Genomic DNA, 17,951 nt, shown 5'->3' with positions numbered 1-17,951 from the left:
TTATTTCGCCGTATAGATCTGATCGAAAATGCCGCCCTCACCGAAATGCTCGGGCTGCACCTTGGCCCAGCCGCCGAAATGGGCGATGTCCACCAGTTCCAGTGCAGGGAAGCGGGCGACATCGGCCGGGTCGGCGGCGGATTGGTCCCATGCGCGGTAGAAATGCTTATAGGCCAGCGCCTGTGCCTCGGGGGAATAGAGGTAATTCAGATATTCCTCGGCCAGCGGGCGTGTCGCATCCGTCAGGTTGCCCTCAACCAGCGCCACGGGCGGCTCGGCCAGAACCGAGACCGATGGCACCACGATGTCGAAATTATCCTCGCCCAACTCCTTCAGCGCCAGATAGGCTTCGTTTTCCCAAGCCAGCAGCACATCACCAATACCGCGCTGCGCGAATGTGGTTGTCGAACCGCGTGCGCCGCTGTCCAGCACCGGCACGTTCTTGTAAATCTGACCGACGAACTCGGCCGGGTCGCGGTCGTTCTTTTCCGCCCAAGCCCATGCGGCAAGGTAATTCCACCGCGCCGCGCCGCTGGTTTTCGGGTTTGGAGTGATGACCTCGATCCCGTCGCGGGTCAGGTCGCCCCAGTCCTGAATGTTCTTTGGGTTCCCCTGCCGGACCAGAAACACCATGGTCGAGGTATAGGGCGAGGAATTATGCGGCAGTTTCGACTGCCAGTCCTCGGGCAGTTTGCCGGTGGCGGCGATCCGCTCGATGTCGCTGGCCAGCGCCAGCGTGACGACCTGCGCGTTCAGCCCGTCCACAACCGCGCGGGCCTGCGCCCCGGACCCGCCGTGGCTGGTCTCGATCTGCGGTGCAGGATGCCCCAGCGCCTGCCAATGCGCGGCGAACAGGGCGTTATAGTCACGGTAAAACTCTCGCGTGGGGTCATAGCTGACGTTCAGCAGGGATTGTGCCTGTGCGCCGGTCAGCGTCAGCAGCGACAGCGCGGCACCAGCCAGCAGGCTGCGCCAGAGGGGGCGGGTGGTTGCGGTCATGGTGATCTCTCCTGTCTTTATTGCGTTAATATCGACAGGATTAGTCGTTAAAAGCAACGAAAAAATCACGCTAATGTTTGTCGTGTTGGTAGGATATTTTTTCGCGCGTGAAAAACGTTCAGAAACAACACAATGTAAGATTGGGGGGCGTTAGCCGCTGATCTGTTCCAGCAGGGCGGCGCCCTCGGCACTGGTATCGACATTCACCAGATCAGCCAGGGTCAGCGAATCAAGCAGCACCAGATAGGACCAGAACACCTCGCCAAAGATCTTGCGGATGCGGCAGGTCACTTCGTCCACGCAATCTTCACAGCGTTGATAGGCGCTGCGCGACAGGCAGGGCAGGGGCGCGATGGGGCCGTCGATCAGACGCATCAGCTCTGACAGAGGCACCTGATCGGGTTCCTTGATCAGCAGATAGCCGCCCGCCCGTCCCCGGACCGAGGCCACATAGCCTGCGTTGCGGATCTCCAGCAGGATATGTTCCAGAAACCGCTTGGGCGTGCCGGAACGGCGGGCGATTTCCTCGATACGCAACGCCTTACCGTCGCCGGCCTTTTCGAGGGCCAGCTCGATCATTGCTTTCAGGGCGTATTTCATCTTTTGCGTTATCATGGCCTTCCATACGCCAGCCAGAGGCCAGACGGCAAGCAGGCGCTTGCTGATCCCGCAGCGATTGCGTCAATCTGCGCAGGCTGTTGTGACAAAAGCTTGCGATGTTGCCCTATGGGACGCTGAAAACCGGCCGGGGCCGCCCCTGCGGGAATTGGCAAGTGCAGATGGCGGCAGACATGGAACAGCCGCGTGAACCGGTGTTTGGGGGATGGACAACCCCGAACATGCTGGGCTTGTCCGTTCTAGCCGGTGGTGCAGGATCAGCCCTGAAGCGTGATCTCGCGTTCGGCCTCGGCAAAGTCGCCGCTGTCGTCGGTCCAGACCATGCGCAGGGTGCCGCTTTGCCGGGCGGCAAAGGTGAACTCGATATAGGGGTTCTGCGCGATGGCGCGTTCCGGTTGCCAGTCCAGCAACAGGTCGTCGTTCAGCGTGGTGCGAAAGGCCGTCATCGTGTCCTGCGGCAGAACACGGCCCTCGGCGTCAAAGCGAAAGCCGGTTTCCATCGTGTGAACGGTCTGCGCGCGCACGCGGACGATTTCGCCCTTTGCCGGGGTTTCGGTGCTGAGCCAGATGCGTGGAGGTCGTGCCATGTCTTACATCCCGCAGCCGCCGGCAGCGACGGTAATCTCCGCGCTGGCCTGCAAAAAACGACCGTCATTCATCCGGGCCAAGGCCCGCAGTTTCATGCTTTCGATCAGTCGCACCCGCACCGCCACTTCGGCCGCGCCGCTGGCTTTGGTAAAGCGGAAATGGCTGGCGACGGGGATCGGATTGCGTTCCGCCAACAGAATGATCTCCTCGCACCAACTGTCCTCGGTGATCGGTTCCGTCACCCGGACCTGCACCGGCACGGCGGCAGGGTTGTCACCCAGCGCGGGCAGGATCAGCTCCAGCCCCGCGTCAACCGGGGTGGCGCCGTTCAGAAAGGCATCGGCCTCGGCGTCGGACACGGTGCTGTCCGGCTGCGGCACCGCATGGGTCATGATCTGCGCGTGCGCGGACAGGGGCCACAGCGCCATCGCCGCTGCCCCGCCAGCCAGAACCGCGCGTCGTGTAGGCTCAGCGTAAAAAGTCATCAAACATCCCATTCACCCAGGCAAAATCCTCGACCAGCAGGTCGGGGGTGCGCACGTCAATGTCAATCTGGTTCTGGATCACATTGCCGTCCGGCCCGATTTCATAATCAAACTCGACCGAGATCGCCTCCTGCGGGTCGTTGTTCACCAGCATATAGCACAGGTTATCGGGCAGGCGGCGGGTCACATCCTCGCCCCGGACACGCTGCGCGATATAACCGGCGACGATCTTGCCGATGTAATTCGCCACATGTGCCGATTTCGGGTAATGACCGAATTGCGGCGAGATCATGCCCATGCTGTCGCCAATGACATACACGCTGTCATCGCGGCGCATATGGAAAAACGCCGGGTCGGTATCGGCCCAGCCCGTCGGCTGGCCCTGATCGTCGGTGCCGATCACATCGGCCCAATACACCATATCGGACGCCCGGTGGGGCGGCATGAAGATCGCGTCGTCAAAGTCGAAATCGCCCGCTTCGGTGCTGATCTTCTTGGCATAGGGATCAAGGCTTTTGACGCCCGCATTCGGGACATGTTCGATAATATCGCCATAGAGTTCCGTAAACGCCGCACGATAACCGGCGCTGATCGGGGCGACGCCCGGTTTCGGGTCCAGAATCAGGATCTTGGCCGGAATCTTGTTGGTCTTGAAATGCCAGGCTATCAGGCAGGCGCGCTCATAGGGCGAGGGCGGGCAGCGGTGCGGCGGCGGCGGCAGGGTCATCACCATGGTGCCGCCGGTAAAGTTGCGGACCTTGTTCTTGACCGCCAGCATCTCATTGCCGGGCGTATAGGCGGATGGGAAATGCTGGCGGGTGTATTCCGCCGCATCCACATCATCCCCGAACCACATATCATAGGCGTTGCGGATACCGCCTGCGAGGATCAGGAAATCGTAATCGACATTGCCCTTGGAGGTGCGCACGATCTTGCGGTCACGGTCGAAGCCGGTGACATCGCATTGCATCGTGCGATAGCCGTATTTCAGCGCCGGGTGCAGGAAATCATGGGTCAGAAACGCGGTATCCACCACGTCGATCAGCCATTTGTTCGACATCGGCAGCGACCAGAAGAACGGGTTACGCTCCAGCAGGATCACATCAGCATCGGGGATCTGTTCGCGCAGGTAACGCGCAGCGGTCAGCCCGCCCCAGCCGCCGCCGCAGATCACGATGCGCGGCGCCGGGCCGGACCGGGGCAGCAGCACGGTTACAGCGGTCAGAACGGCGGGCGCGGCCAGCAAAGGCGTGGCGGCCATACCTAGGGCAAGGCCGGGAATCCCGGTCAGAATGGATCGGCGGCGGATCATGGTTAACCTGTTCGTTGCGGTCTGAGGATGGTCAGAGCAACCGCAATCCCGGTCAGGATACCGGCAAACGCGACCAGACTGGCCAGCGACAGCGTAGAAACTCCGCTTAAACCTTGCCCGATTGAACAGCCCATTGCAAGCACACCGCCAAATCCCATGAACAGCCCGCCCGATATGGCGCGCAAGGTCTGGCCGGTGCCAGTGAAGGTTTCCAGCCGTGCGTCACGCCCGATCAGCGCCATAACGAACGCCCCGATCAAAGTGCCGCCAACCAGCGCGACACCAAAGCCAAGGCTGCGCCCGGTGGACAGCATCACATACAGCAGGCTGTCGGCGGTCGGCGCAATAAAGCTGATCGCGGTCAGGATGCGCGGGTCGAACGGATCATCGCTGGCATAGACCGCCCACCAGCCGCCCGCGATGGTGGCGCCGATGATCGTGGCGGTGATCGCTTCAAGCGGGCGCTTGCGCAGAGGCCAGGCGAAACCCAGCAGCGCCAGAACGGCGACCCCGGCCAGCCAGAGCGGCGCGGTCAGCGTGTTGTGATCTGCCAGACCAATCCCACCGATCCAGCCGCGCAGCGGGGCCAGAACGCCGGTCAGGCTGGCCTGCGCCGCCAGCCCCATCACCAAGAGCACCAGAACCGAGCGCATGTTCCCGCCAGCGGCCAGAACCAGCGACCGCGCCCCACAGGCATTCGCCAGCACCATGCCCACGCCGAAGATCGCCCCGCCGCTCAGCAACCCGACCCAAGACCAGCGCGGGCGCAGGGGCAGGCTGTTCGACAGATCCAGCAGACCGGCCAGAACCAGCCCTTGCGTCACCGCAATGCCCACGGCCAAAGCCAGCGCAAAGGCCCGCAGCGGCGACAGATCGCCGGTCCAGAAGCCCTTGACCCCGCGCAACAGGCAGAACCGCCCGGCCCGCGCCGCCGCGCCAAAGATCAGCCCAAGGATCAGACCGGCCAGAACCGCCATCAGGCCCCCCAGATGTCCGCGCTGATCGAGGCATACCAGCCCGCGCCATAAACCGCCTCGGCCTTGCGGAAATCGGCGTCGGCATCCATCGGGCTGACCCCGCCCGAGCCTTCGATTTCCACCACCTTGTCGCCATCGGCGGCATAGACTCCGGCGACGGAAATGCCGTAGTCCGGGCCGATCAGGCTGTAACAGGTGTTTGCGAAACTGGCGGCGGGCGGCTCACGCCCTGCCAGATCGGCAGTGATCGCCGCCGCCGCGACCTTGCCCTGCGCATTGGCACAGAATCCCGATTTCGGCATCGGCGCGGCGATGGTCGCATCACCGATCACATAGACATGCTCGGCCAGCGCGGATTCAAACGTATTGCCCTTGACCGGTACCCAGCCGGTTGCGTCGCTGACACCGGCGCGATCCGCGATCCAACCAGCTTTTTGCGGCGGCACCACGTTCAGCACGTCGGCGGTATGCACCGCGCCAAAGGCGGTTTCCACCTGCCGCGCGGCCGCATCGACGCGCACCACCTGCCCGTCATCAACCTGACTGACCCATTCGATCATATCGCCATAAAGCGCATCCCAACCCTGCCGGAACAGGCCCTGTTTGGAAAAACTTTCCTTGCTGTCGAGCAGCAGGATTTTCGATGCAGGCTTATGGGTCTTGAAATAATGCGCGACCATGGATGCCCGCTCATACGGGCCGGGGGGGCAGCGGAAAGCGCCGTCGGTGATCGACATGATGAACGTGCCGCCGTCCGGCATCGCCTCTAGCTGTTGTTTCAGCAATTGCGTCTGCGGCCCGGCCTTCCACGCATGGGGGGCGAGTTCGGCGGCGGCCTCGTCATAACCCTCCAGCGCGGACCAGCGGATGTCGATGCCGGGCGACAGGATCAGCCGATCATAGCTGATACGGTCGCCGCCGACCTGAACGGTGCGGGCCGCCGTGTCCACATCATCGGCGGTGGCGTGGATAACCTCGATCCCCGCAGCCCGCAGCCCGTCGAAACCGTGGCTGATGCTGTCCCAATCGCGCAGCCCGCCAAGGTAGAGATTCGAGAACGGGCAGGTCACGAACCGCTGTGACGGCTCGATCAGCGTCACCCGCAGGTCGGGGTTGTGGCGTTTCAGATAGCGCGCCGCCGTCGCCCCGCCGAACCCGCCGCCGACCACAACGACATGCGCCGCGCCTTGCGCCCGCAGCAGCCCCGGCGCGGCCATCAATCCCGCGCCCGCCGCCATGCCACCCAAAAGATTACGCCGCGTAAACGTCATTTCTCTACCCCCGAGAACCAAAGTGACAGCGCCATGATCTGCTGATCGTCATAACCCTTCATCAACCGGCCCATGACCGTGGCCGGGGCCTCGTCTTTGCGAAAGGCCAGCAATTTCCGCTGCATCTCGATTGCATCCATCCCGGCGATGGACGGAATCGCCCCGGCGGAATGGCCGTCCGGCCCGTGGCAGCTTGCGCAAGGCCCGGCCAGCATTTGCTGACCAGCGGTATCGCTGGCGGCATCGATCCGGGCCAGAAGCTCGGGCGTCATTTCGCGCAGTTCCAGCGTTTCTTGGGCCAGCGCGGGCGCGGCCAGCAAAGCCAGCGGCAAAATCAGGCACGGCAGGCGTGTCATCAGCAATGTTTCCCCATCTGTTTCGTGCAGGGTTACGGCAGACTGTGGTGCCGTGACAAGGGAAGGCTGGGTTTGATTCTGCCAAGGATACAGGGCGTTTGTTCTATACGGCTGATCTGTCGGGCAGCGGTGGCCGGCCTGCAACATTGTCAAAACTCGCACGCCAAGATATGCGGCGACACGAAATGCATGTGATCGAGGATATGGACCGTGGCAGACCGAGGTGATCTTGCTGGTTTTCTGGGGATTTCCGAAACCGCCCTGTTCAGTAAAATGCCCGGAAATATGGTTTACGACCAACCCGGCGCGGGTTTTCCAGATGGGTTACAGAAAAGCGCCATCCTTTGTACCTCGCGTTCGGGCAGCACCCTGTTGTCGGCTTCTTTAGGGGCTTACGGCTTTGACTTTCAGGAGTTCCTCAGGCCGACGGGCTTGCTTGGGGAATTGGTTGAAACCCGTGACATCCGGCGCAGCAGTGAGCTGGCCCCGCATTTCGTGGATTATGTCAGCAACAATGGCCGCATTTCGATCAAAACCACGGCGAATGCGTTGCAGTATATGTTTGCAATGGGAGAGTTTCCGAAAAATCTGGACCAATGGCGCTTTGTTTATCCGCGCCGGGAGAATCTGGTGCGGCAGGCGATTTCCGGTTTCATTGCGCTGCGGACGGGACAATGGTTTTCCACAATGTCCAAAGAGGGAGAGGTCACGGACAGCGATTATTCCTTTGACGGGATATTGAAACTTCTGGGGCATTATGTGCAGGGAAACCGCATTATCGAGCGGATGATCGGGATACTTGGCCGGCCCTGCTATAATGTGGTTTACGAAGAGCTTCTTGCCGACCAGAACCGTATTCTGGCAGAGATCGCAACATTTCTTGGATGCGATGTCTCTGATTATCCAGATGCGGCCTCGTATAAACCTTGGGTCGAGCGCCAGTCCACGGACCTTAATGCCGAATGGGAAGATCGTTTCCGCAAGGAATACCTGAAAAAACTTGATCTTGGGCTTTGAGGTCCGGCCCGGCAGGGTCGGGACTTCGTGCAGGCGAAATGTTTTGCCTGCAAAGTGCTGCCTGCCCGGTGGGCCGTGATGCTGACGGCACAGGCTGGTCAGTAAGCTCATAATACGGCACCGAAATGCCAATCATATCGAATAGCTGGATGAAGTTGGCTGGGGCGGTAGGATTCGAACCTACGGTGCGCGGTACCAAAAACCGGTGCCTTACCACTTGGCTACGCCCCAACGGTGCGGGCGTATTTAGCGGGGTGTGGCGGGGGGTGCAAGGGGGTTTGATAAAAAACTTGCCGGTTGGTGAACAGGGCGTTACCGGAGCGCATGGAACATTTCGATCTGGTCATTTTGGGCGCTGGGGCGGCGGGGCTGTTTTGCGCGGGCAGCGCGGTTGCGCCGGGGCGGCGGGTGCTGGTGCTGGATCATGCGCGGCGACCGGGCGAAAAGATTCGCATTTCCGGCGGCGGGCGTTGCAACTTCACCAATATGGCCACGACGCGGGATCGGTTTCTGTCCGAAAACCCACGCTTTGCAGCCTCGGCGCTGGCGGGCTTCCGACCTGCGGATTTCGTGGCGCTGGTGGATCGGGCGGGTATCGCCTGGCATGAGAAAACGGCCGGGCAGTTGTTTTGCGATGGCAAGGCGGGGCAGATCGTTTCGATGCTGCTGGACCGGATGCGGGGGGCCGAACTGCGCCTGAACTGTCCGGTGCAGGGTGTCAGCCGCGGTGCGGATGGCTTTATCGTGCAGACCGGGGGTGGGCCGGTTGCGGCTGCGCGGGTGGTAGTGGCAACGGGTGGCAAGTCGATCCCGAAGATGGGGGCGACCGGGCTGGCCTATGATATTGCCCGCGATTTCGGTTTGCGGCTGGTCGAGACGCGCCCCGGTCTGGTGCCTCTGACATTTGCCGAGCAGGATCTGACGCTGTGCCGTCCGCTGGCGGGGGTTGCCGTGGCGGCCTCGGGGCAGGTTGGCAAGGTCCGGTTTCAGGATGACCTGCTGTTTACCCATCGCGGGCTGTCGGGGCCGGTTATCCTGCAACTGTCGAGCTATTGGCAGCCGGGAGAGGTGCTGATTCTGGATCTGTGTCCGGGCACTGATCTTGCCGCCGCGCTGAAAGACCGGCGCAGTGCCTCGGGGCGCGTGGCGGTGGCCACAGTGCTGGCAGGTTTCCTGCCCGCGCGACTGGCCGAGGCGATTGTGGCCGAGGCTGGCCTGATCGGAATGCGGCTGGCGGATCAGCCCAACAGGGTGCTGGATGCGCTTGGGGCGCGGGTGAACCGCTGGCAGGTGCGTCCGGTCGGCAGCGAGGGGTATCGCACCGCCGAAGTCACCGTTGGCGGCGTCGATACCCGTGATCTGGACGCGAAAACCATGCAGACCCGCGCGGTGCCGGGGCTGTTTTTCATTGGCGAGGCGGTGGATGTGACCGGCTGGCTTGGCGGCTATAATTTCCAATGGGCATGGGCCAGCGCCCATGCCGCCGCCAAGGCGCTTTAATCACACCGCAAAGCGCGTCAGCCCATCACCGGATCGGATTTCGCCAGCGCGTCAAAGCGCATCAGGCTGTCGATCAGCGCGGGCATCTGGTCCAGACGGATCATGTTCGGCCCGTCAGAGGGGGCGCTGTCCGGGTCGGGATGGGTTTCGATGAACACCCCCGCCACGCCAAGCGAGACCGCTGCGCGGGCCATGACCGGCGCGAACTCTCGCTGACCGCCAGAGGAGCCGCCCTGACCGCCGGGCTGCTGCACCGAATGGGTGGCGTCCATGATGACCGGATAGCCGGTACGGGCCATGATCGGCAGGCTGCGCATATCCGCGACCAGCGTGTTATAGCCAAAACTGGCACCGCGTTCGGTCAGCAGAATGCTGCGGTTCCCGGTCGAGGCGACCTTATCGGCAACATTGGACATATCCCAAGGGGCCAGGAATTGGCCCTTTTTGATATTTACCACCGCGCCGGTCTCACCCGCCGCAAGCAGCAGGTCGGTCTGGCGGCACAAAAACGCCGGGATCTGGATGATGTCAGCCACCTGTGCCGCCGCGCGGGCCTGTTCGATGTCGTGAATATCGGTCAGCACCGGGCAACCGATATGGTCACGCACATCGGCCAGCATTTGCAGCCCTTCCTGAATACCGACGCCGCGCCGACCCGACAGCGACGTGCGATTGGCCTTGTCATAGCTGGCCTTGAAGATGAACCCGGCCCCCGCCGCGCGGCAAGCCTTGGCCAGAACCTCTGCGATGTTCAGGGCGTGATCCAGCCCCTCCAACTGGCAGGGACCGGCGATCAGCACCAGCGGCAGGTCGTTGCCAAAGGTCACGTCGCGGGCGGAAACATGATGGGCTTGGGTCATGAGGACACCTGTTCACGAAGGATGGATGCGGTCAGCGACAGCATCAGATAAATGCCCGAGAAGATGAGGAAGGCGACCAGCGTATTCTCGAAGGCTTTGGGATAGGCGGGTTCGTCAGGGCGAATCGGCTCAATCGAGACGGACAGGTAACGCACCTGCTTGTTCGCTTCCAGCCGGGCGGCCTCCATCATTTCGGCGGCGGTGCCAAGCAGGGTCTGGCGCGTTGCCAGTTCGGCCTGCGCCAGCGTCAGTTGGCTTTGCATCCCGACGATCGAGCTTTGCCCCTGCTGCGCCTCGGTCAGTCGGGCGCGGGTGCTGGTCAGCAACCCTTCGATCCGGGCAATGTCCCCACGCACCCCGTCAACGCGGCTTTGGTTCGGGCGTGCGTTTGCCATGAGCTGCGACAGCTCAAGCTGTTTCTTGATAAGTTCGGCCTCAAGCGTCGAGATCTGGCCCATCACCATGCCGCCTTCGGTGCCGGCATCCATGACGCCCATCTGCTCTTGCAGGGTCTGGATGCGGATTTGTGCATCGACCAGCTTTTGTTCGGCATCCGCGTAATTGTCGCGGGCCTCGCGCATCTGGTCGCTGCGCATCCGGGCGGAAAGCTGATCGACCTGACCTTCGGCATAGCCCAGCAGGGTTTGCGCATAGGTTTCCGACAGTTCCGCCGAGGGCGCGATCACCTCCATGTTGATGACGCCCTCGGTCGGGTCATAGCCGACCTTGACGGAGTTTTGATAAACCCCATAGGCTTGTTCATCTGTCGCATCTGCGGGCAGGCGTTTCAGCACGTCGATGTCGGGGTCCTGAAACACTTTTTTGAAGCCAAGCTCCTTGTCCAGCCGCTGCATCGCATCGCGTGAGGTCAGATAGCCCTGAACCTGCACCGCATCGGTGTTGATGGCCGCAGCCCCCAACAGGCCGCCGCCGCTGCTGCCAGCCATATCGGCGCTTTGGATCGCGAATTGCGAATGGGTGGCGTAAAGCGGCGAGGCTTGGGTGAAATAATACCAGCCCGCAATGATGGTCGGCAGGAAGATAAAGAACGACAACCGCAGCAGCAGCATGAACGAACGGCGGCGGCGGCGGCGGGCAATATCTTGCTGGACCCGCAAAATCTCGGCGGTGCGGCGCTCCTCGGTCAGCGCCTCGCGCGAGGGCATCTGACGTTGTGCGGGGACGATCTGGCCCAGTGCTGCGGTGGTTTGCGGCAGGTTGGCCGAATCGACCCGCGCCGGTGGGTTGGCGGCCGGCTGGCGCTGTGCCTGTGCGCCGGCAGAGGACAGGATCTTGCCAAGTTGCGCCCGGTGGAACGGATCAACTCCCCGGTCACGCAGCAGCACGACGGCTTCCTCGTCGGATGCGGCGTCAATGCCGTTCAGTGCCGCGATCCGGCGGGCCAGCCGCAATTTGCGGGGGCTGTGGTTTTCGGCCTGAACTGCGGCAATCCGGTCGGCCATCGGTTGCGGGGTGTTGGCCGCCTGACGTTCAGCGGCGGCAGAACCGGGCAGGGCGAAATTGCCAAAACCATCGTCATCCGGCGTGCCTGATGTCAGCCGGGCGATGGCTTCGGCCTCTGATTCGGGTTGCTGCGGGGCGTCATTCATCTGGCGGCGCAGAAAGACCGCCGGACGCTGGGGAGTGGCACCGTCTGGCAGCGGTTGATCCGCGGTTGTCTGTGCGGCCTCGGTTCTGGCGGCGGTCAGGGCAGATTGTCCGCGCCGCGTGTGAAAGACGGTGGCCTTAGGCGGTGTAGTCATAGAATTGCTTGGCCTCGTCCAGAGTTTCAAACATATATAATTTCCCGTCCCGCAGCACCGCAGCCGTGCGGCAGAACTTTTCCAGCGTTGCCGCCTGATGCGAGACAACAACCACCGTCGAGCTTTTCAGCCGTTCAAACAAAACCGTGCCTGCGCGGCGGTTGAACTCGACATCGGTGGCCTGCGGCATCCCTTCGTCGATCAGGTATATATCAAACTCGAGCGCCAGCAGCAGCGCAAAGGTAAAACGCTGACGCATCCCCGAGCTGTAAACCCCGACCGGCTGGTCGAAATATTCCCCAATATCGGTCATCCAGCGGCAGAACGCCTCGACATAATCGGGGTCGAGACCATAGACGCGGGCGATGAAACGGGCGTTTTCATTGGCGCTGTGCTTGCCCACGATGCCGCCCATGAAGCCCAGTGGAAAGGACACCCGGCAGTCGCGGCGGATCACGCCTTCATCCGGCTTTTCCAGTCCGCACATCATGTTGATAAGGGTGGTTTTCCCGGTGCCGTTCGGTGCCAGAATCCCCAGCGAGTGACCAAGCTGGACCTGAAAGGACGCCTGATCCAGAATCACCTTGCGCTGGGTGCCGGTCCAGAAGGATTTCGATACGTTGTCGAACTCCAGCATCCAGAGCATCCTGAGCGGGCCGCGGCAAGGGCGGCAGGTGATAAACGACCCGCAAAAGGCACGGGAATCTGGCCGCTAACATAGGTAAATGACGGGCTTATGTCCACCTTAGCCTGTATTTATTGATTTATTGTTACCGTTTTTCACTTTTTTATCGCCTTGGGCTGATTATCTTCGCGTCATGGATGAGTTGACCCACCGGATTTCAGCCTGCCGCCTGTGCGAAGCGCGGTTTGCGGCGACGGCAAGCGCGCATCAGCCGCGCCCGGTGCCGTGGTTTCGGGCTTCAGCGCGGGTGTTGGTTGTGGGGCAGGCGCCGGGGATGCGGGTGTATCAGACCGGGGTGCCGTTCAACGATCCGTCGGGCGACCGGCTGCGGGACTGGATGGGGCTTGACCGGCAGACGTTCTATGACCGCGACCGGATTGCGATTGTGCCGATGGCGTTTTGCTTTCCGGGCTATGATGCCAAGGGCGCGGATCTGCCGCCGCCGCCGGTCTGTGCCGCGACATGGCGGGCGCAGGTGCTGGCCGGGTTGTCGCCGCGGCTGACGCTGCTGGTCGGCGGCTATGCGCAGCGCTGGCACCTTGGCACGCGGGCGGTCAGCGCAACGGTGGCGGACTGGCGGGCCTATGCGCCGGGCGTGTTCCCCTTGCCTCATCCGTCATGGCGGAATACCGCTTGGCTCAGGCGTAACCCGTGGTTCCAGACCGATCTGTTGCCCGCGCTGCGCAACCGTTTGCAAGAGGTGCTGACATGACCCCGCTGGACCAGCTTTGCCCGCAGCCGTTTCATCAGGCCGATGAGGCCGGGCGCGCGCGTTACCTGCAAAAGCTGGCGGATACCGAAGTTTTCGTCGCGCTGGCAGGCGAGGCCGTGGACAACAAGGCGAACCTGCGGTTGTTTGACCTGACCGGGATGCAGGCTGCGCTGGCCTGTGACAGCGACGAGAGGCTGGCAGATTTTCTGGGGCAGGCGGCGGATTACGCGGCGATGCCGGGGCGGGTGCTGGCGGCGATGCTGGCCGGGCGCGGGCTGTCGCTGCTGGTCAACCCCGGCCAGCCGTCCGAGGCGCTGATCCCGCCCGAGATGCTGAACTGGCTGGTGGAAAGCCTGTCCTCGGCGCTGCCGGAGCAGGGGGCGGGGGAGCGCCCGTCGCGGCTGACCTCGCCCGCGCCGTTGTTGCTGACGCTCCTTGCCGAACCGCTGGCCGAGCGACTGGCCAGCCTGCGTGGTCATGTGCATCAGGCGGCGCTGGTCGGGGCCGACTGGCCGGGCGGTGGGCGCGGCCATATCATTGCGCTGTCGGGGGTCGAACCTGCCGACCGGGGTGCGGTGGCCAAAAGCATGGCCGAGATGCTGGCCTTTTTGCCGGTGCAGGATCAGCGGGTGGATATTGCCTTTGACCTTGGGGCGTTGCCGGATGCGGCTTTTGTGCTGACCTCGGCCCCGGTGGCTTGCGGCTGTGGGCAGGATCATGGGCCGGATCATCAACACGATCACCAGCATGAGGCACCGAAGCCGAAAGCCCCCGGATTAGACCCGGCCAAGCCGCCGATCCTGCGGTTCTAATAGCCGCGCTGACGATCCACCAGAAACCGCAGCGGCTGGCCCGCCATCGCCCGGCGCAGGTTGTCAGTGGCGACCGGAGCGGCAGTCTCGGGCCGGGTTGCGGCGGCGATATGCGGGGTGACGGTCACGCCGGGATGGGACCAGAAGGGATGCTTGGGTGGCAGAGGTTCCGACCGGAACACATCCAGCACCGCATGGGCCAGCGCCCCACGATCCAGCGCCGCAATCAGCGCCATATCGTCGATCAGCGTGCCGCGACCGGGGTTGATCAGCACCGCTCCGCGCGGCAGCACCGCCAGCCGTCGCGCGTCCAGCAGGTTGCGGGTGTCCGGCGTGTCGGGCAGCAGCGTCACAAGGATTTCCGCGCCCTCTAACGCCTGAACCAGCGCCGGGCCGGGCAGGGCTGTCACCCCCGGTAGCGCCCGACCCGAGGCCGACCAGCCCGTGACCTGAAACCCGATCCCGGCCAGCATCGCGGCCAGACGGCGGCCAAGCTCACCCATGCCCAGGATGGTCACGCGGCGATCTTGTGCCAGCGGCGGCAGGGTCGCGCTGCGCCATTGCCCGTCCTGCTGATAACGGTCCATCCCCAAATGCGCCCGCAAAACCCAGCCGGTGCAATATTCCGCCATGCCCTGTGCCAGCCCCGGATCGACCATGCGACAGAGCGGCTGGGTCAGGGTTGGATTGCCTACGATGCGCTCGACCCCGGCCCAAAGGCTCTGCACCAGCCGGGCGCGGGTGAAGGGGGTGAAATCGTTTAGCCCGCTGCTTGGGGCGTGAAGGATGACGTCGAAACCGGCCGGGTCGCCCGCGGTTGTGAAATCAGCCTCGGGGCAGGCGCTGCGCAGATGTGGCGCCCATGCGTCCCAATCCGGCGCGGCGAACAGCACCCTCATCGCGGGCGATGGACATGGGCGGCCTGCACCAGCCCGAACCCAAGCATCAGGATCATCAGCGAGGTGCCGCCATAGCTGACCAGCGGCAGGGGCGAGCCTTTGGCTGGCAGCATCCCCATGACCGTGGCCATGTTGATCGAGAAATACAGAAAGAACGTGCCGCTGATGCCAATGGTAATCAGGCTGGCGAAACGGTCGCGGTTGGTCAGCGCCGAATACAGGCAGAACCCGATAATCAGCACATAAAGCAAGAGCAGCGAGGCCGCGCCGACAAAGCCGAATTCCTCGGCCAGAACGGTAAAGATAAAGTCGGTGTGCTTTTCGGGCAGAAAGTTCAGCCGTGACTGCGTGCCTTGCATGAAGCCGCGCCCCGACCAGCCGCCGGACCCCAACGCGATCTGGCTTTGGATGATGTTGTAACCTGCGCCAAGCGGATCGGCGGCGGGGTCAAGGAAAGTGTCGATGCGGCGGAACTGATAGTCCTTCAGTAATTGCCAGTCGGTGCCGCGGCTTTGCATCACCGCGCTGACCAGCCCGACGGCCATGCCGATAACCGCGCCGAAATACCACAGGCTGACCCCCGCCGCGAACATCACGATGCCGCCGCCCGCCACCAGCATGATCGAAGTGCCAAGATCGGGCTGGATCAGCACCAGTGCCGTGGGGGCAAGGATCAGCACCACCGGGATCAGCACCCACAGCGGCCGCGATACCCGGTGCGGGTCCAGCCAGTCGTAATAGGCGGCCAGCAGCAGGATCAGGGAAATCTTCATCAGTTCAGAGGGTTGCAGCCGGATCGGGCCAAGGTCGATCCAGCGTTGCGCACCCATGCCGATGCTGCCGAACAGGTCCACCGCCACCAACAGCAGAAAGCAGATCACATAGAACGGAATCGAAATACCCCGCCAGAACCACATCGGCACGAAGCCAAGGCCAAGCATCAACACCAGCCCGACGGCAAAGCGATACATCTGCGGTTCTGCCCAGGTTGCCGCATTACCGCCCGCAACCGAATACAGCATCAGAAACCCGACCGAGGCCACCGCCGTCAGCAGAAACACCAGTGGCCAGTTCAGATACAGGATCTTGCGCAGCCCGGTGGGGGTCGTCGGGTTGGAATAGTCCAGATAGCTCATTTACGCCCGGCTTCTGCCGCCTCCGGCCTGTTGCTGCGGCGAGGGCGGCTCGGGCAGGTTCATCTGTTCGTGCATGGCGCGGATTTCGCCGCGCTGCCCCTCGGGGTAAGCGTTCAGTGGCGGCACGCCACCATTGAGCGCATAAAGCAGAATATCACGCGCCAGAGGTGCCGCCGCGGTCGAGCCGCCGCCGCCATGTTCCACCACCAAAGACACCGCATAGCGCGGGTTGTCATAGGGCGCATAGCAGACGAACAGCGCGTGATCGCGCCGGTTCCACGGCAGTTGTGCGTTGGAAATCACCCCGCGCGCACGCTCGGCGGCGGTGATGTTGCGCACCTGACTGGTGCCGGTCTTGCCCGCCATCCGCCATTCCGGGCGGATAATGCGCGACCGCAGCGCGGTGCCGCGGCTGTTGTTCATCACCGCATCCATTCCCGCCCGTGCGGCCCTCAGGAAGCGCGGGTCGAGGCCCATATCCTCAAAATCCGGGATGGCCAGCGGCTGTCCGTCGATGGCGCGGATCAGGCGCGGTTCCACCATGCGGCCGGTCGCCACCCGCGCTGTCATCACCGCCAGTTGCAGCGGCGAGGCCAGAACATAACCTTGCCCGATGCTGGCGTTGATGGTGTCACCCACGCGCCATTCCTGATCGTGGCGGCGGCGTTTCCATTCGCGGTCGGGGGCGATGCCCTCGGCAATGGCGGACATGGGCAGATCGTGGCGCACGCCAATGCCAAAGCGCCGGGCCATCGCGCCGATGCGATCGATCCCCACGCGATGCGCCAGCTCGTAATAGTAAACGTCGCAAGATTGTTCGAGGCTCTCGATCGCGCCCATCATGCCATGGCCGCCGCGTCGCCAGCAGTGGAAACGCCGGCCCGCGACCTCATAATGGCCGGGGCAATAAAAGCGGTCGCCAAGCCCGACGATCCCCGATTCCAGCCCGGCCAGCAGCGTCACCATCTTGAAGGTGGACCCCGGCGGATAGACGCCCTGCACGGTCTTGTCGGCCAGCGGGCGATGGTCGTGGTTCATCAAGGCCCGGTATTCCGGCCCGGAAATCCCGCGCACGAACTTGTTCGGGTCAAAGGTGGGCGAGCTGGTGATGCCTAAAATCTCGCCGGTGGTCACATCCATGGTGATGGCGGCGGCGGATTCCTCGCCCAAGCGCTGCTGCATATAGCTTTGCAGCCCGGCATCCAGCGTCGTCTGGATGGTCGCGCCCTGCCGGCCCTCTTGCCGGGACAGCTCACGCATCTCGCGGCCGACGCTGTTGACCTCGACCCGGCGGGCGCCCTCTTTGCCGCGCAGCGCGTCCTCCATCCGGGCCTCGACCCCGACCTTGCCCATCTGGAACTCGGGCAGCATCAGCACGGGGTCGGGGTTTTCGATCTTGGACAGGTCATAATCGCTGACCGGCCCGACATAGCCAAGCACATGCGCGAAATCGCCCTTGCGCGGATAGGTGCGCGACAGCACCGATTCTGTGGTCACACCGGGCAGCGAGGGTGCATTGACGGCAATGGCGCTGAACTGATCCCAGGTCAGACGGTCCGCCACCGGCACCGGCGTAACTGCGCTGCGGCGGCGGATTTCGGCCAGCAGGCTGGCGGCATGTGCGTCACTCATCGGCACCAGCCGCCGCAGCGCGGCCAGCGTCTGCGAGACATCCGGGGTTTCGGCGCGGGTCAGGGTGACGCGGTAATTCTGTTCATTCCCGGCCAGAATCGTGCCGTTTCGGTCCTGAATCAGTCCGCGCACCGGCGCAATCAGCCGGATCTTGATTGAGTTGCCATCCGACAGCAGCCGGTATTCTTCGGCGTGTTCGACCTGCATCGAGCGCATCCGCGCCGCCAGCACCGCCACGATTCCGGCCTGCGCAACGCCAAGCAACAACCCGCGGCGGGTGATGCTGCGGCTGCTTTCCTGAATGTCTTTCACAGAGCGGCGCATCGCGT

The 17,951-nt window shown here is 63.2% G+C and carries 18 protein-coding genes and 1 tRNA gene; 4 read left to right on the top strand and 15 right to left on the bottom strand.

The genetic code is table 11. The features are described 5' to 3' along the window. The 8 genes from Q4G24_RS13575 to Q4G24_RS13540 all read right to left on the bottom strand — a co-directional run bounded on the left by Q4G24_RS13575 (nucleotide 1) and on the right by Q4G24_RS13540 (nucleotide 6,606). Nucleotides 1-999, bottom strand: coding sequence for a sulfate ABC transporter substrate-binding protein (locus Q4G24_RS13575; RefSeq protein ID WP_303367079.1), 999 nt, complete (start codon nucleotides 997-999; stop codon nucleotides 1-3). A gap of 150 nt (nucleotides 1,000-1,149) precedes the next feature. Then, nucleotides 1,150-1,614 (bottom strand): Rrf2 family transcriptional regulator, encoded by a 465-nt coding sequence (locus Q4G24_RS13570; RefSeq protein ID WP_303367078.1) that lies wholly within the window; start codon nucleotides 1,612-1,614, stop codon nucleotides 1,150-1,152. A 260-nt stretch (nucleotides 1,615-1,874) separates the two neighbouring features. Beyond that, nucleotides 1,875-2,204, bottom strand: coding sequence for a thiosulfate oxidation carrier complex protein SoxZ (locus Q4G24_RS13565; RefSeq protein ID WP_303367077.1), 330 nt, complete (start codon nucleotides 2,202-2,204; stop codon nucleotides 1,875-1,877). 3 nt (nucleotides 2,205-2,207) lie between these two features. Continuing rightward, nucleotides 2,208-2,690, bottom strand: coding sequence for a thiosulfate oxidation carrier protein SoxY (locus tag Q4G24_RS13560; RefSeq protein ID WP_303367076.1), 483 nt, complete (start codon nucleotides 2,688-2,690; stop codon nucleotides 2,208-2,210). Continuing rightward, nucleotides 2,674-4,002, bottom strand: coding sequence for an FAD-dependent oxidoreductase (locus Q4G24_RS13555; RefSeq protein ID WP_303367075.1), 1,329 nt, complete (start codon nucleotides 4,000-4,002; stop codon nucleotides 2,674-2,676). The genes Q4G24_RS13560 and Q4G24_RS13555 overlap by 17 nt, the downstream gene beginning before the upstream one ends. A 2-nt stretch (nucleotides 4,003-4,004) precedes the next feature. Next, the gene (locus Q4G24_RS13550) at nucleotides 4,005-4,979 is read right to left on the bottom strand and encodes a YeeE/YedE family protein (RefSeq protein WP_303367074.1); all 975 of its coding nucleotides are present in this window, start codon (nucleotides 4,977-4,979) and stop codon (nucleotides 4,005-4,007) included. Beyond that, nucleotides 4,979-6,250 carry an NAD(P)/FAD-dependent oxidoreductase gene (locus Q4G24_RS13545; protein ID WP_303367073.1) on the bottom strand — a complete coding sequence of 424 codons (1,272 nt, stop codon included), beginning with the start codon at nucleotides 6,248-6,250 and terminating at the stop codon, nucleotides 4,979-4,981. Before Q4G24_RS13545 ends, Q4G24_RS13550 begins: the two co-directional genes overlap by 1 nt. Next, nucleotides 6,247-6,606: a c-type cytochrome gene (locus tag Q4G24_RS13540; RefSeq protein ID WP_303367072.1), complete on the bottom strand. Its 360-nt coding sequence runs from the start codon at nucleotides 6,604-6,606 to the stop codon at nucleotides 6,247-6,249. Before Q4G24_RS13540 ends, Q4G24_RS13545 begins: the two co-directional genes overlap by 4 nt. Nucleotides 6,607-6,891: 285 nt before the next feature. On the opposite strand from Q4G24_RS13540, the gene Q4G24_RS13535 reads away from it, so the two are divergent. After that, on the top strand, nucleotides 6,892-7,623 hold the full coding sequence (locus Q4G24_RS13535) for a Stf0 family sulfotransferase (RefSeq protein ID WP_303367071.1): 732 nt from the start codon (nucleotides 6,892-6,894) through the stop codon (nucleotides 7,621-7,623). Between the two features lie 156 nt (nucleotides 7,624-7,779). On the opposite strand, the gene Q4G24_RS13530 is transcribed toward Q4G24_RS13535, so the two are convergent. Continuing rightward, nucleotides 7,780-7,854 (bottom strand) — tRNA-Gln (locus Q4G24_RS13530). 93 nt (nucleotides 7,855-7,947) lie between these two features. Here Q4G24_RS13530 and Q4G24_RS13525 point away from each other — a divergent pair. Then, on the top strand, nucleotides 7,948-9,123 hold the full coding sequence (locus tag Q4G24_RS13525; protein ID WP_303367070.1) for an NAD(P)/FAD-dependent oxidoreductase: 1,176 nt from the start codon (nucleotides 7,948-7,950) through the stop codon (nucleotides 9,121-9,123). 17 nt (nucleotides 9,124-9,140) lie between these two features. Here Q4G24_RS13525 and kdsA read toward each other — a convergent pair whose 3' ends face one another. Genes kdsA through Q4G24_RS13510 form a run of 3 tightly spaced genes read right to left on the bottom strand, consistent with a single transcriptional unit; the run spans nucleotide 9,141 to nucleotide 12,383 of the window. Further along, entirely contained in the window at nucleotides 9,141-9,983 is an 843-nt protein-coding gene (gene kdsA / locus Q4G24_RS13520; protein ID WP_303367069.1) for a 3-deoxy-8-phosphooctulonate synthase, read from the bottom strand. Continuing rightward, nucleotides 9,980-11,746, bottom strand: a complete 1,767-nt coding sequence (locus Q4G24_RS13515; RefSeq protein WP_303367068.1) for a capsule biosynthesis protein — start codon at nucleotides 11,744-11,746, stop codon at nucleotides 9,980-9,982. The genes kdsA and Q4G24_RS13515 overlap by 4 nt, the downstream gene beginning before the upstream one ends. Next, nucleotides 11,730-12,383: an ABC transporter ATP-binding protein gene (locus Q4G24_RS13510; protein ID WP_303367067.1), complete on the bottom strand. Its 654-nt coding sequence runs from the start codon at nucleotides 12,381-12,383 to the stop codon at nucleotides 11,730-11,732. Before Q4G24_RS13510 ends, Q4G24_RS13515 begins: the two co-directional genes overlap by 17 nt. A 181-nt stretch (nucleotides 12,384-12,564) precedes the next feature. Here Q4G24_RS13510 and Q4G24_RS13505 point away from each other — a divergent pair, with 181 nt between their 5' ends. Both Q4G24_RS13505 and Q4G24_RS13500 read left to right on the top strand, forming a co-directional pair. Beyond that, nucleotides 12,565-13,143, top strand: a complete 579-nt coding sequence (locus tag Q4G24_RS13505; RefSeq protein WP_303367066.1) for a uracil-DNA glycosylase family protein — start codon at nucleotides 12,565-12,567, stop codon at nucleotides 13,141-13,143. After that, complete coding sequence (locus tag Q4G24_RS13500) at nucleotides 13,140-13,955, top strand: SseB family protein (RefSeq protein WP_303367065.1); 816 nt, start codon at nucleotides 13,140-13,142, stop codon at nucleotides 13,953-13,955. Before Q4G24_RS13505 ends, Q4G24_RS13500 begins: the two co-directional genes overlap by 4 nt. On the opposite strand, the gene Q4G24_RS13495 is transcribed toward Q4G24_RS13500, so the two are convergent. From Q4G24_RS13495 to mrdA, 3 genes are read right to left on the bottom strand one after another with little or no spacing between them, the layout of a single operon-like run. After that, complete coding sequence (locus Q4G24_RS13495; RefSeq protein WP_303367064.1) at nucleotides 13,952-14,854, bottom strand: glyoxylate/hydroxypyruvate reductase A; 903 nt, start codon at nucleotides 14,852-14,854, stop codon at nucleotides 13,952-13,954. The genes Q4G24_RS13500 and Q4G24_RS13495 overlap by 4 nt on opposite strands. Continuing rightward, nucleotides 14,851-15,990 (bottom strand): rod shape-determining protein RodA, encoded by a 1,140-nt coding sequence (gene rodA, locus Q4G24_RS13490; RefSeq protein WP_303367063.1) that lies wholly within the window; start codon nucleotides 15,988-15,990, stop codon nucleotides 14,851-14,853. The genes Q4G24_RS13495 and rodA overlap by 4 nt, the downstream gene beginning before the upstream one ends. Then, a complete protein-coding gene (gene mrdA, locus Q4G24_RS13485) occupies nucleotides 15,991-17,946 on the bottom strand; it encodes a penicillin-binding protein 2 (RefSeq protein ID WP_303367062.1) in 1,956 nt (651 codons plus the stop codon). It lies immediately after the preceding gene. Between the last annotated feature and the right edge of the window lie 5 nt (nucleotides 17,947-17,951).

The sequence above is a fragment of the Paracoccus sp. (in: a-proteobacteria) genome (assembly GCF_030538695.1).
In the GTDB taxonomy this organism is placed as follows: domain Bacteria; phylum Pseudomonadota; class Alphaproteobacteria; order Rhodobacterales; family Rhodobacteraceae; genus Paracoccus.
Note: the sequence above shows the minus strand (reverse complement) of the source record. Positions and strands in the feature narration are given on the sequence as shown.

Bases quoted from the DNA above. Each gene is read 5' to 3' on its own strand.
- Q4G24_RS13575 (WP_303367079.1), bottom strand. From the start codon at position 999: ATGACCGCAACCACCCGCCCCCTCTGGCGCAGCCTGCTGGCTGGTGCC.
- Q4G24_RS13570 (WP_303367078.1), bottom strand. From the start codon at position 1,614: ATGATAACGCAAAAGATGAAATACGCCCTGAAAGCAATGATCGAGCTG.
- Q4G24_RS13565 (WP_303367077.1), bottom strand. From the start codon at position 2,204: ATGGCACGACCTCCACGCATCTGGCTCAGCACCGAAACCCCGGCAAAG.
- Q4G24_RS13560 (WP_303367076.1), bottom strand. From the start codon at position 2,690: ATGACTTTTTACGCTGAGCCTACACGACGCGCGGTTCTGGCTGGCGGG.
- Q4G24_RS13555 (WP_303367075.1), bottom strand. From the start codon at position 4,002: ATGATCCGCCGCCGATCCATTCTGACCGGGATTCCCGGCCTTGCCCTA.
- Q4G24_RS13550 (WP_303367074.1), bottom strand. From the start codon at position 4,979: ATGGCGGTTCTGGCCGGTCTGATCCTTGGGCTGATCTTTGGCGCGGCG.
- Q4G24_RS13545 (WP_303367073.1), bottom strand. From the start codon at position 6,250: ATGACGTTTACGCGGCGTAATCTTTTGGGTGGCATGGCGGCGGGCGCG.
- Q4G24_RS13540 (WP_303367072.1), bottom strand. From the start codon at position 6,606: ATGACACGCCTGCCGTGCCTGATTTTGCCGCTGGCTTTGCTGGCCGCG.
- Q4G24_RS13535 (WP_303367071.1), top strand. From the start codon at position 6,892: ATGGTTTACGACCAACCCGGCGCGGGTTTTCCAGATGGGTTACAGAAA.
- Q4G24_RS13525 (WP_303367070.1), top strand. From the start codon at position 7,948: ATGGAACATTTCGATCTGGTCATTTTGGGCGCTGGGGCGGCGGGGCTG.
- kdsA (WP_303367069.1), bottom strand. From the start codon at position 9,983: ATGACCCAAGCCCATCATGTTTCCGCCCGCGACGTGACCTTTGGCAAC.
- Q4G24_RS13515 (WP_303367068.1), bottom strand. From the start codon at position 11,746: ATGACTACACCGCCTAAGGCCACCGTCTTTCACACGCGGCGCGGACAA.
- Q4G24_RS13510 (WP_303367067.1), bottom strand. From the start codon at position 12,383: ATGCTGGAGTTCGACAACGTATCGAAATCCTTCTGGACCGGCACCCAG.
- Q4G24_RS13505 (WP_303367066.1), top strand. From the start codon at position 12,565: ATGGATGAGTTGACCCACCGGATTTCAGCCTGCCGCCTGTGCGAAGCG.
- Q4G24_RS13500 (WP_303367065.1), top strand. From the start codon at position 13,140: ATGACCCCGCTGGACCAGCTTTGCCCGCAGCCGTTTCATCAGGCCGAT.
- Q4G24_RS13495 (WP_303367064.1), bottom strand. From the start codon at position 14,854: ATGAGGGTGCTGTTCGCCGCGCCGGATTGGGACGCATGGGCGCCACAT.
- rodA (WP_303367063.1), bottom strand. From the start codon at position 15,990: ATGAGCTATCTGGACTATTCCAACCCGACGACCCCCACCGGGCTGCGC.
- mrdA (WP_303367062.1), bottom strand. From the start codon at position 17,946: ATGCGCCGCTCTGTGAAAGACATTCAGGAAAGCAGCCGCAGCATCACC.